This is a genomic window from Candidatus Paceibacterota bacterium (genome assembly GCA_028714275.1).
Taxonomy (GTDB): domain Bacteria; phylum Patescibacteriota; class Minisyncoccia; order Phycocordibacterales; family CAINVO01; genus CAINVO01.
The window spans coordinates 1-12,195 of record JAQTMP010000022.1; the positions used below are offsets into that span (position 1 = coordinate 1).

The window sequence follows — 12,195 nt, forward strand, 5'->3', positions numbered from 1 at the left end:
CTTAAGGACCTAAAAGCAAGCAAGCCAGATTCGCCAATCTTTCATGCGGTAGTTCCTTCCGACTACGGTCTTTTTCTTGGCGAATCGCGTCGCATGCATCCTTTGGTCTGTCGTTTTATCTCCGAAAGTATTTATGAAGGGCGACTTGGTTCACATCCCGACTGTGCCCGACAAAAGATAGCTATCCAAAAAAGCGTGAATAGTTTTATTAATAAAGAGGCAGGTGTTGTTTTTAGCGGAGTTGAGCATGATGGAAATATTCAGCAAAGCGATGAGGAGATCAAGCGAGTCCAAGCTATTTATAAAGAATTGTTGGGTCGTCTTTATACTGCATCGGACGGTACTACAAAACCTTTAGCTCTAAGTGACTTTCTTTTTATCGCTCCATACAATGCACAAGTTCGAGCACTACAAGCTGCATTGCCTGAAGGTGCGCGTGTCGGTAGTGTAGATAAATTTCAAGGACAGGAAGCACCTGTTTGCATTCTTTCCCTTTGCTCGAGTTACGGAGAGTATGGTTCGCGTGGACTCGCTTTTATACTGGATCGTAATCGAATTAACGTTGCCATCTCACGCGCACAGTGTTTAGCGGTAGTGATTGCAGATCCTCGCATCGCCAGTGCCGCCGCCGGTTCCATTGATGAGATGATGTTACTTAACGTGTTTTGTAAACTCGCTTCTTCATAGGAGTGGATAACTCGACTACACAAATTTAAAGAACGAAGCTAACCTACAGACGTCCCACCATCAGGTCGAGATTCTGGGACGATGTTCGGTTTGGACTTCTCCCTAAAAAGTTCCTCAACCCTGCGCTCTTCTTCCTCCGTAACCACCACATATCCATGCTCACGTTTTTCCTTATCATGATCTATCGGCTTGCCATCCACCCGATCCATAACGATCTGTGCCGCTTGCAGATTGCCTTTGACCGCTTTCGTTGCGACCTGAAGGACGATCAATTCCGACAAGGTCATTTTCTTGCCGTTCACCACGACTTTCTGCTTGAGGATTTCCATAAGCACCGTTCTCATATTGCGAGAACCTTTTGGCCTTCCGTTGGTATTTCTCCGTGAATCAAAGCCTGACTGGAAGGGCTTCAATGTTTTAATATTTCCCATGCCGGTAGTGTACCGGCTTTTTGCGTATCAAACAGTAGGTATTGAAATACGGTGGAAACGGTCTTTTCGGAGAAGCCTCCCGTTCCCGTAATTTCACAGTATTTACGGGTATTTTGCCGAAAACACCAACCCGACCTAGACGGGTAGTACGGTGACCTCGGCGAATGCTAGAATACCCTTACGACGTCTGACACAGTACGCACCAGACCAATCATCGCAGCCATCTTGAGCTAGCTCGAGATACATTATGGAGGTAAAACAAGTTAATACGAATGGTGATAACAATATTTCCTTCACCACAAGTGGAGATTTTGTGGAGACTAAATCTTTTCACAACTCAGATGAAGTCAAAGATTTTTATGAATCCATAAAAAAATCTGGAAGAACCGCTTGGATTTTATTTTGGATAAGCACAGCCATTGCTGTTTTATTATTTGTGCTTGGTCCGTTTTGGAATATGTTTACTAAATATTTATTGTAAAATATATGAATTTCTATAATCAACATAATCAATTTGGTAATAATTATATGAATTTTGGTCCACAGCCAAGGCAATTGAATGATTCACTTAAAGGACAACTAAAAAGCATGATTCTGTCAGGATCAAAAATTATTATTACGTCTGTTTTGGGTGACGGAGAGGCATATAATTTTGCCACCCAAATGAAAGAATATCTCGAACAACAAGGTTATGGTGTTGATGGAATAAATCAGGCTATATATTCTAAGCAACCAAAAGGTCAAATAGTAGAACCACCCAAAGAAACAGGAGGTGCTTATAATTTAATCATAGGCAATAATTTATAAAGAAAACAGATTCGCTCAAGTTACTTCGAAATGATAAGACAAAAATATTAAAAATGTCCCCACTGGGCTTGACCGACTACGGCTCTAACTCGAGTCGGTCAGCCAACAAGAGCTAGGTTATCGCGCACGAGCTGCGTCGATACTAAAGGTCCCAAGACGAGGGTGAGAATCTCTCAGATTATATGACCTTAGGAATGAACCTATTGGAGGAGAGGGCGATGGCGACCATGGAGGCTCGCGTTCTGCGGAGTGGGTTTCTGCCGTATACAGAGTATGTCATGTCTGTAAAGGAAGGGGACGTCTTCTGTATTTTTTTAAATGTCAAAAATGTGGAGGCACAGGCAAAGAAATGGCGGGTATAAAGACGGTTAAACCTTTTGATATGACAGATTCTCCTGATATCTTGAAATAGAAGCAATGAAGGAGAATAAATACTCGTGAAAGATTAAGGCCCCGCCTAGTAGCGAAAGCAAACGGCGGGATTTTTTATTTATTTTTTCTTCAATGACTGGTAAATAAAAAACCGCCGACCACTATGGATCGGCGGGAGCAGGTGCGCTGCTCAGTTTTTTACGTTGAATTTTCATTTTCATACCTCGCACTCGATACGCAATGAGCGACGGCAGGATCAGAACCGAAGGCGTTGCCATATACACAGCGTAGCTAGCTATATTCCATGCCCATGTTTCCACGGCAAAGAGATTTAGCAGATTGGCTGATGTCCACAGCACCCATGCCCAGGGATCTTCACTTCCGGGATTTTTCCAGGACTTCCAAATAGTCGGTAAAGCCCCAAAGGCATCTACCAGTATCGTTCCATAAAGAGTGATGCCAGGTAAGGCCCCACCCCATGATGGAAGCGCGTTCATCTTTTCAAGGATCTTGAAGGCGACCCAAGGTGCAAACAAGACTAGTCCTGTGACTAGACAGGTTTTGTCGATCAAGGGCCAGGGCTCTTTGCTGCGGCTTTTGTAAAATGTGGCAGCAAGGACGAGAGCAGGGCAGATGGCATAACTCAATGGCACCCAGGCACTGGCCTTGGCCCCAGATGTCTTGTAGCTCAGAAATATGGATGCTCCAATCACCGTCCAGATGATCCAGCCGGCTTTGCTCACTTGACACCTTCCTTTGAAAATGGAAATGACGTAGGGAAGGAATCCGAGTGTGGCCAAACCACAGGCGATTTTTCCCATGAGTTGGTGGTCGATATTCATCGGACCTCCTTCTAGCTCAACGAAGAGCGGTTGTTTGATTGTTGAGAACTAACTGCAACGGACTGTATCACGTTTTATGAATAAATCAAGGTTAAGTTTAGGATTTAAAATGTGGGTTCGAGGAAGAGTTAAAAAATGATACAATGACAAAAGATAACTAATTAATTTTATGTCATACCTCACAAATATCATCAAAAAAACGCAGGAAAATAGTAATTTTCGCACGGTCCTTTTTACGGGCGCAAAGAGTCAATTGGTAGTCATGGATATACCCGTCGGTGGCGAGATTGGGGAGGAAACCCATGCGCATGTCGAGCAAACCTTATTTTTTATGAACGGCACAGCCAAGGCTGTACTCGATGGCAAGGAGACAGATCTCGTGGCTGGAGATGTCGTAGTCGTGACCCCCGGCACTAAACATAATTTTATAAACACTGGCACCGATGCTCTCAAAGTGTATACCATATACGCCCCAGCCAATCACATTGACGGACGTATCCATGTGACCAAAGCCGAAGCTGATGCCGATGAGGCAGATGAAGCTTTTGGAGAAGGGACGAGGTAGGGGGCAAGAATTCAATACAGTTCAAATTTTAGAGATTTTTTATTGATTCTTGAGTATAAATTCAGTATTAAAACGATAGAATAATAAATAGGTTTTATGGGTAAAAATACTCAATTGTCAGGAAATAAATAAGATAATTGCTGAAAAACAGGCAGCTTTTTTTGAGGCAGTGAAAAAAGTTTTTGATACGGATGCCAGTGAACATAATTTTCGAGGGTATATATCCATATTCAATTGCAACCCCCGTTTCCCCGAATCAAAAGAATTTCAAATTTTTTATAAAAAAGACATTAAAGATAAAACCGAAGTGGTTTTTCATGAGATTCTTCATTTTATTTTCTTTGACTACTGCACAGCCAATTTACCTGAAGAAACCAGTCCACTGGATAAAAACACTGGTAAATTATGGGAGCTATCAGAAATTATAAATGTCATTATTTTAAATTTACCCGAATTTAAGACGCTTATAGGTAGAGAAGAAAGACTTTTTTATCCTGGACTAAAGGATATGCTCGCGATTGTTCAAATTATCTGGAATAAAAAAACCAGTATGCAGCAGTTTATCCGTGATGGTTTGGCTACCTTGTGAGTTGATTCTATTCATCACGAGAGTACAATTACTTTATTATTAATTTATTCAAAAACTATGGAAAACCAAGACCCTTCGCAAACCTCTACCCCAGCTCCAATTCCAGCTTCACCTCAAGCTTCAACCCCCGAATCTAAAACAGGCTCAAGTCACACTACCGTTATGGGCGTCCTCTCATATTTGGGGATATTAGTGGTGATCCCTTTGATTGTTTCCAGACACGATCCTTTTGTGAAATTTCATATTAAGCAAGGGTTAGTCCTTTTGGTGATAGATATTATTCTTTGGATAGTGGTCCAGTTGTTCTGGATACTAGCCCCTATCGTCGGGCTGATCAATCTCGGAATTTTCGTGTTGGTAGTCCTCGGCATCATCAATGTGGTTCAAAAGAAAGAAAAAGAATTGCCAATAGTCGGCTCTTTTGCAAAGCATTTCAAGATATGAAGCTCATCACTTTAAACACCTGGGGTGGTAGAGCGGGCAAAGAAGGCCTACTCTCTTTTTTTGCTAAACATAAAGGTAACGTGGATATATTTTGCTTGCAGGAAATATGGGCAGATTCCTATCAAGACCTAGGGACGAAACTCGCCGGCGGCGTGGCGCTTGATTACGATAAAATTATGGTACATGGCGTCCAAGAAATATCTGAATTGTTGACAGGGCACTCAAAATTTTTCCGACCACATTATTTAGACAATTATGGTTTGATGACAATGGTCAATAAAAAGTTAGAAATAAACGAGGAAGGCGAAGTTTTTGTCTACAAACACAAAGGCTATGATCCGGAAGGAGATGCCGGGGGACATGCTAGAAATATTCAGTACATTACATTCATGATGAACGGCCGACCTGTCACCATCATCAATTTCCATGGCCTGTGGAATGGTAAAGGTAAAACAGATACCGAAGACAGGCTTCAACAATCAAAAAACATTCTAGAGTTTACTAAAAAAATAAAAGGGGATTACATTTTGTGTGGCGACTTCAATCTTTTACCCGATACGGAGAGCCTCAAACTTTTTGAGACTCATGGTCTGAAAAATTTGATCAAGGAAAATAAAATTACTTCCACTCGTACTTCTTTTTATACCAAACCAGAAAGACACGCAGACTATATTTTTGTGACGAAAGGGATTGAGGTTAAAAATTTTGCCGTCTTGCCCGACGAAGTCTCCGACCACTCTGCTCTTTTGCTCGACTTTGAATAGAGGTATAATTGCCTCATAGTAAATTAATTTTTTTATATGACCCACTACACTGTCGAAGAAGCGCCACTCGCCAAATTTCTTTTTAGCAACACAAAAATGTCTTGGTTTTGGCTGGTGGTGAGGATTTATGTCGGGTGGCAGTGGTTGGAGGCGGGCTGGTCAAAAGTCATCAGTCCTGCATGGGCTGGACCGAATGCCGGAGGAGCTCTGAGCGGCTTTATCAACGGAGCCCTCGGTAAGGCCACAGGTGCGCACCCTGATGTCCAAGGTTGGTATGCTTGGTTTCTCCAGAGCCTAGTCCTGCCCCACGTCAATCTCTGGTCGCATTTTGTGGCTTACGGAGAGCTGCTAGTGGGGGTCGGCCTGATTCTCGGCCTCCTCACCGGCATCGCCGCTTTTTTCGGCCTTTTTATGAATCTCAACTATTTGCTTGCTGGCACGGTCAGTATCAATCCTGTTCTTTTTACCCTCAGCATTGGAATTATCCTTGCGTGGCGCACCGCGGGCTATCTCGGTCTCGATCGGTACGTCCTGCCCTTGCTAGGCACCCCTTGGCATAAAGGTGAATTGTTTGAGCAGAAACGGTAAGGGATTTAATTGGTTGACGTCACGTATATAGTGTATATACTACACAGTAATGGCCTCTAAAAATAATTCAAGTTCAGTCAAGACTCTCAAGTTTGCAATTCTTGCAACGGATGTTGTCTGCTTTCAAATTATTCACAATCAGTTGTCAGTCCTACTTGGAAAAGTTGCCAATGTGCCAGCTTTTGCAGGTAAGTGGGCTTTGATAGGTGGACTTATTTTCCCTGACGAAACAGCTGACCAGTCTGCCGAAAGACATCTTTTAGAAAAATCAGGCATTAGTAATGTTTACAAAGAACAGCTGTACACATTTAGTGATGTTAAGAGGGACCTCAGGGGGAGGGTAGTGTCAGTGGCCTACATGGCTCTTACGAATAAAAATCCACAAGATCTAAATAAAGCACGTCTTGAAACAAAATGGTGTCCGGTCAAAAATTTACCAGCCCTTGCGTATGATCATGATAAAATCGTGAGCTGCGCTATAGAAAGGCTGCATTCCAAAATAGGATATACAAATATTGCCCAGTATTTATTGCCAGAAGAATTCACCATGTCAGAACTCCAGACAGCCTATGAAAACGTGTTAGGGAAGGGGCTAGATAAACGCAATTTTAGAAAGAAAATTTTAGCAGGGGATACACTCAAAAATACAGAGAAGACAAGAAAGCAAGGTGTGATGCGCCCCGCTACTCTTTATAGATTTTCTACAAAGAAGTCCCAGATTGTAAATATCCTGTAAGCCCTGGCGCAACGAAATGCCTAAATAGTGTTAATTTGACACTATCCCCTCTTTTGTGTTTTAAAATAGTGTACTATTGACACTAAGTAGTAGAGGTATATAGTGTATATAGAACACTAAGTACATAACGTATTTAGCCGAGTTCATTAAAAACACACAGGAGAAACACAATGTTAAACAACATATTGCTCATGACGGATTCCTACAAGGTTTCCCACTATCGTCAGTATCCCAAAGGCACCAACAAGATTTATTCTTACTTGGAGGCTCGTACGGGAGGCGAGTACGCGGAGGTGATGTTCTTTGGTCTTCAATATATCCTGAAAAGATATTTGACTAGCCAGGTTGTCACCCAGCAAAAAATCGATCAAGCGGAAGCGCTCTTCAAAGCTCATTTTGGTGATGCCACACTCTTCAATCGTGCAGGTTGGGAATATATTCTGACCAAACACGGCGGCAGGTTGCCGGTGGAAATAAAAGCAGTGCCAGAGGGGTTGGTTATACCCGAAGGCAATGTTCTTTTGACCATTGAAAATACTTGCCCGAAGTGCTACTGGCTGGTCAACTACCTCGAAACACTTTTGGTGCAGGTCTGGTATAGCTGCACCACAGGAACAATTTCGAGGGAAATGAAAAAGCTTATCAAAAATGCTTTGGCAAAGTCTGGGACTGATACGCCGGAAAATCTGGCCTTCAAGCTCCACGACTTTGGCTACCGCGGGGTCAGCTCTTCAGAGTCGGCAGCGATTGGAGGGGCAGCCCATTTGGTCAACTTTATGGGCACCGACACACTAGCTGCAGTCGAAATGTTGATGGAATACTACGGAGCGGGCATGCCCGGCTTCAGTGTCCCAGCAGCAGAACACTCGACTATTACAAGCTGGGGAGAGGACGGTGAGGAACAAGCATACAAAAATATGCTTGAACAATATCCTACTGGTCTCGTGGCGGTTGTTTCAGATTCGTGGAACATTCGAAATGCTGTCGAGAATATCTGGGGGGATCGTCTGCGCAATCAGGTCCTGTTCAGAGACGGGGTGCTCATTGTACGACCTGATTCGGGTGATCCGAAAAAGGTTTTACCCGCATTACTCGAAATTCTCGGACGTCGTTTTGGGGCAGTGCCAAACAGCAAAGGCTTCAAAGTACTACACCAAAAAGTTCGGATGATCCAAGGAGACGGCATCACTCGTCGGAGCCTCGGGGGTATTCTCGACACAGTGATGGAACACGGTTGGTCGGCTGACTGCCTAGCTTTTGGTTCGGGCGGCGGCTTACTCCAAAACTGTGATCGCGATACTCAGCGTTTCGCTATGAAGTGCTCTTACGCTGAAGTGGGTGGAGTTGGTCGTGGAGTTTTCAAAAAACCGGCCACCGATAAAACCAAGAATAGCAAAAAAGGAAGACTGATGCTGGCGGAAGATCCGATCTTCGAGACGACAAATGGCTCGAGGTTTGTGACCTTACCCGAGGACACAAATGGGTTTACGGATGTGCTGGTCCCAGTCTTCAAAAACGGCGAATTGCTCCGTGAGTACACGCTCGATGAGGTGCGTGCTCGGGCAATGATCACTTAAAAATAACGAGCCTCCATGTCCGACGGGCATGGAGGCTCAACTTTTGAAAGGAAATATGAAAGTAAAAATTAGACAAGCACAGGTATTTGTTACAGGAAAAAAAGTCAGACTAGCAATAAAGTCGCATCTATTTTCTAAATGGATAAATTCTCTCGACTCATCGTTTACTGTTCGTCGGATTGAAATTCAATCTGTTGATACTGTTACACGAAACTCGAAGGAAGAGGTTCTTTTTTTGAAAATAAAAGCTAACATTGTGGATTCACGGGGCCGTTTTCTTCCAGGAATAGTTTTTCTGCGAGGGGATTCGGTCGGGATTTTTATTCTTCTCCACACACCGAAAACAGAATATGTCGTCTTGATTGAAAGTAACTTGCCGGCTATCGGTGAGCGCAGGTACCCACAATTGCCAGCAGGCATGATGGATAAGGAAACTGACGTCATACAGGTAGCCTTGCGAGAAATGGCAGAAGAGACCAATCTCGATCCTGCAGAAGGTGTCATGACATATTTAACTCACATTTACCCTTCGCCTGGCGCGTGCGATGAGATGATTCATCTCATTCTTCACGAACAAACGATGAGTGAAAGGAAAGTTAAAAATTTGCAAGGCAAGAAAACAGGTCTCGCAGGAGAGCACGAACATCTCACTTTAAAAGTGGTGGAGCTCGATGACCTGTGTGGCTGTACATCGGATGTCAAAGCCCATTCGGCCTATCTCATGTACTTAAAAATAAAAAAAGAAAGGAACAAACATGAAAACTATTGAAGAAAAAATCACAGCGTTGCATACACACAAGACAAAGATTTGTCTTGTGTGCACAGGAGCAGGAGCGGGTTGTCAGAAACTAATTGCCCAAGTTCCAGGAGCTTCAGGTACTTTGCTCGAATGTTTCTTTCCTTACAGTAAAGAGGCCCTGACAGATTTTTTGGGAGACGAACCAAAAAAGTTTGCTTCTGAGGAAACTGTTTTAGCTATGGCCGCAAAAGCTTGGAGAAGGGGGGTGGAAATTGTGGTGAGACAAGGAGGAGATGTGCGGGATGTAATGGGGGTGGCGGTGACAGGCGTAATTGCCACTAATCGGCCTCTTCGGGGTGAACACAGAGTATTTATTGCCGTTCGTACGGCAAAAGAATTTTTTGTTGTTCATTTTGTTTTTCCCAAAGGTTCAGACGGTCTTTCTCTTCTCGGTAGGATTCATGAAGGCGAAATCAGCGATATGCTGACACTCAACATGATTTTCCACTTGATCGGAATCGAGCAAATAATTATTCCGGCCGAGGCTATTCAGGGAGAAGATCTAAAAGTGAAGGGAGGAGGAATCGTTCTCAATCCACGAAAAATCAAGCAAAATGTTGAAGCGATCGATCTTGACCCAACCAAGCACGTTCTCTTTGAGGGTTCATTCAATCCTCTTCATTTTGGGCATGAACGGATCGCCAAGGAAGTGGAGTTGCTAACTGCCAAAAAAGTTGTCTATGTCATCACCAACTACCACCCCGACAAGGGAGGTGTTGATGGGAACGATCTTCAGATCAGACTCAATCAATTCCAAAATCTTGCTCCAGTGCTAGCTACAGATGGGTTAAAGTTGTATGTCGATAAAGCAAAAGCTTTTCCAGGTTTTTCTTTCATTGTTGGAGTTGATACTCTCAAGCGAATTCTGGATCAAAAGTACTATTGTGAATCAGTGGCAAAAATCCTGGAGACATTTGAAAAATGCCAAACCCATTTCTTTGTGGCTGATCGTCACGATGGAGAGGAGATGGTAAATTTCGATGTTTTGCGGGAGAAGATCCCTGTTCAGTTTCAAGGGATGTTTACTCAGATAGCGACAACTGTCAACATTTCTTCCACAGCCCTCCGACGTCTTAAGTGAGGTTGTGAAGCCAAAGGCGGATTGCATTTCATGCAATCCGCCTTTTTACTTATCCCCAGTATGGGTCTTCTATTTGTGCGGTATAATAGAACTCCATGAAAAGTTCTAAAAAGATTTTTGGAGAGATTGAAAAAATTGGAGAAAAATGTGCAGTGTTTGGGATTTATGGAAAAGGTCTAGACGTCAGTCGTCTGACCTTTTTCGGTTTGTATGCTTTGCAACATCGTGGACAGGAGAGCTCTGGGATTGCTTCGACGGATGGTCAAGAAATTTTTTGTTATAAAAATACTGGCTTGGTCGCTCAAGTTTTTAATGAAGAAATTATCAAAAATCTTGGCGGACACATTGCGGTCGGGCACAATCGCTATTCGACTTCTTCTGGGGCTGATCTAGAACATGCTCATCCGATCGAGGTGGCGGACAAAACTCTCACCTTGGTCCACAACGGCAACTTGCCTAGCGTCACTTTGCTAGTCGATTTTTTGAAAAATAAAAAAGTGCTCGACGAAGCGGTGGCGTCAAAAATGTCAGACTCAATGATCATCACCGAAGCCATTCACGCTCTTGTCAAAGAAGGCAAAGAAATAGAGCAAGCTATCCAAGAAATTTTTCCATTGATGACAGGCTCGTTTTCTTTACTGATAATGACTAAAAATAAACTCATTGCTCTCCGTGATCAATATGGTATTCGCCCCCTCTCAATTGCAAAATTAAACGGGGGCTATGTTTTTGCTTCGGAAACATGCGCCTTTCATCCTATTGGAGCCACTTTTATGCGAGACGTCAATCCTGGGGAAATGGTGGTGGTGGATGAAAGCGGTCTCAAGATCAAACAGATGGCGAAAGGGAATCAAAAGCTGGATATTTTTGAATTCGTCTATTTTTCTCGACCAGATAGCAATTTGCTAGGGAAATCCATTTATGAAGTGAGGAAAAATTTCGGTACTCGACTAGCCAAAGAATACAAAATCGAAGCAGACGTGGTCATACCCGTACCCGAGACGGCCATCCCTGTGGCTATTGGGTATGCCAAGGCTTCAGGTATTCCTTTTGAAATGGGCATCATCAAGAGTAGGTATATTCATCGCACTTTTATCGAACCCGAGCAACATATACGTGATCAAGGAGTAAAATTGAAATTGGCTCCATTGAGAGAGGCCATCGAAAATAAAAGAGTGATCGTGGTGGATGATTCTCTTGTGCGAGGGACCACTTCTCGCCAGATTGTCAAAATGCTTTTTGAGACGGGGGCTAAAGAAGTGCATTTTTTGGTCAGTTCGCCGCCAGTCAAATACCCAGATTTTTATGGCATTGACTTGCCACGCCAGAGCGATCTTTTGGCCTCAAAAATGTCTGTCGAAGAAATGAATAAATATCTGGGCTCCACCTCTCTGTGCTTTCTTTCCTATGAAGGAATGATCGAAGCGACCGGTCTGGATGAATCCCTATTTTGTACTTCATGTTTTAACGGCAAATATCCTATTGACCTAAAAGAAAAACAAAAGGAAGTTAAATATTAGCTAAAATTGGGAGAAAAATGTGTTAGACTACAGGCAAATATGGCTAATTCCTCAAATAAAAAAACCAAAAAAAAACAGCAAAGAAAAAAGCAAGTTTTATCTTTAGCTATCAAAATATGCCTGGGTAGTGTGGCAGGTTTTGCGGCCATCTATTTTATAAGTAGCACCCATTTTTTTTCTTGGGAATATGATAGGGCAGCAGAGGCGCTTGCGGTGGCTACTCTTGCCAATGCCTCATCTTCTACTTCTACCTCTGGCACTGTGTCCACGCAGGTTCCAATCGTAGAAGCTTTTAATAAAGTCGCCTACGACCAAAAAATGATTGAAATTGCTAATTATGGCACTTCAACTGTGGCGAGCACTTCCGGATCTACGCTTTCGGGCACCTCTACT

The 12,195-nt window shown here is 43.2% G+C and carries 16 protein-coding genes; 14 read left to right on the forward strand and 2 right to left on the reverse strand.

Features of this window, described 5'->3' with window-relative positions; all coding sequences use genetic code 11:
• The coding region (locus PHF79_02520; GenBank protein ID MDD5318668.1) for a C-terminal helicase domain-containing protein at positions 1-687 on the forward strand (687 nt) is incomplete at its 5' end.
• A gap of 38 nt (positions 688-725) precedes the next feature.
• Here the strand turns inward: PHF79_02520 and PHF79_02525 are convergent.
• Positions 726-1,118: a DUF5681 domain-containing protein gene (locus PHF79_02525; GenBank protein ID MDD5318669.1), complete on the reverse strand. Its 393-nt coding sequence runs from the start codon at positions 1,116-1,118 to the stop codon at positions 726-728.
• 247 nt (positions 1,119-1,365) lie between these two features.
• Here PHF79_02525 and PHF79_02530 point away from each other — a divergent pair, with 247 nt between their 5' ends.
• Positions 1,366-1,599 carry a hypothetical protein gene (locus PHF79_02530; GenBank protein MDD5318670.1) on the forward strand — a complete coding sequence of 78 codons (234 nt, stop codon included), beginning with the start codon at positions 1,366-1,368 and terminating at the stop codon, positions 1,597-1,599.
• Between the two features lie 5 nt (positions 1,600-1,604).
• Complete coding sequence (locus tag PHF79_02535; GenBank protein MDD5318671.1) at positions 1,605-1,925, forward strand: hypothetical protein; 321 nt, start codon at positions 1,605-1,607, stop codon at positions 1,923-1,925.
• 533 nt (positions 1,926-2,458) lie between these two features.
• On the opposite strand, the gene PHF79_02540 is transcribed toward PHF79_02535, so the two are convergent.
• Positions 2,459-3,139, reverse strand: a complete 681-nt coding sequence (locus tag PHF79_02540) for a hypothetical protein (GenBank protein MDD5318672.1) — start codon at positions 3,137-3,139, stop codon at positions 2,459-2,461.
• Positions 3,140-3,308: 169 nt separating this feature from the next.
• Here PHF79_02540 and PHF79_02545 point away from each other — a divergent pair, with 169 nt between their 5' ends.
• From PHF79_02545 to PHF79_02595, 11 genes are all read left to right on the forward strand, one after another.
• Positions 3,309-3,704, forward strand: coding sequence for a cupin domain-containing protein (locus tag PHF79_02545; protein MDD5318673.1), 396 nt, complete (start codon positions 3,309-3,311; stop codon positions 3,702-3,704).
• A gap of 169 nt (positions 3,705-3,873) precedes the next feature.
• A complete protein-coding gene (locus tag PHF79_02550) occupies positions 3,874-4,293 on the forward strand; it encodes a hypothetical protein (protein ID MDD5318674.1) in 420 nt (139 codons plus the stop codon).
• Positions 4,294-4,350: 57 nt separating this feature from the next.
• A complete protein-coding gene (locus tag PHF79_02555; GenBank protein ID MDD5318675.1) occupies positions 4,351-4,737 on the forward strand; it encodes a hypothetical protein in 387 nt (128 codons plus the stop codon).
• Complete coding sequence (locus tag PHF79_02560; GenBank protein MDD5318676.1) at positions 4,734-5,501, forward strand: endonuclease/exonuclease/phosphatase family protein; 768 nt, start codon at positions 4,734-4,736, stop codon at positions 5,499-5,501. Before PHF79_02555 ends, PHF79_02560 begins: the two co-directional genes overlap by 4 nt.
• Before the next feature lie 36 nt (positions 5,502-5,537).
• Positions 5,538-6,089: a TQO small subunit DoxD gene (locus tag PHF79_02565; protein MDD5318677.1), complete on the forward strand. Its 552-nt coding sequence runs from the start codon at positions 5,538-5,540 to the stop codon at positions 6,087-6,089.
• A 49-nt stretch (positions 6,090-6,138) separates the two neighbouring features.
• Entirely contained in the window at positions 6,139-6,825 is a 687-nt protein-coding gene (locus PHF79_02570) for an NUDIX domain-containing protein (protein MDD5318678.1), read from the forward strand.
• Between the two features lie 170 nt (positions 6,826-6,995).
• Positions 6,996-8,402 (forward strand): nicotinate phosphoribosyltransferase, encoded by a 1,407-nt coding sequence (locus PHF79_02575; protein ID MDD5318679.1) that lies wholly within the window; start codon positions 6,996-6,998, stop codon positions 8,400-8,402.
• A 55-nt stretch (positions 8,403-8,457) separates the two neighbouring features.
• Positions 8,458-9,171 (forward strand): NUDIX domain-containing protein, encoded by a 714-nt coding sequence (locus tag PHF79_02580; protein MDD5318680.1) that lies wholly within the window; start codon positions 8,458-8,460, stop codon positions 9,169-9,171.
• Positions 9,158-10,282 carry a CinA family protein gene (locus tag PHF79_02585; GenBank protein MDD5318681.1) on the forward strand — a complete coding sequence of 375 codons (1,125 nt, stop codon included), beginning with the start codon at positions 9,158-9,160 and terminating at the stop codon, positions 10,280-10,282. The genes PHF79_02580 and PHF79_02585 overlap by 14 nt, the downstream gene beginning before the upstream one ends.
• Before the next feature lie 95 nt (positions 10,283-10,377).
• The gene (gene purF / locus PHF79_02590) at positions 10,378-11,802 is read left to right on the forward strand and encodes an amidophosphoribosyltransferase (GenBank protein ID MDD5318682.1); all 1,425 of its coding nucleotides are present in this window, start codon (positions 10,378-10,380) and stop codon (positions 11,800-11,802) included.
• Positions 11,803-11,841: 39 nt separating this feature from the next.
• On the forward strand, positions 11,842-12,195 hold a 354-nt coding region (locus tag PHF79_02595; protein ID MDD5318683.1), incomplete at its 3' end, for a hypothetical protein.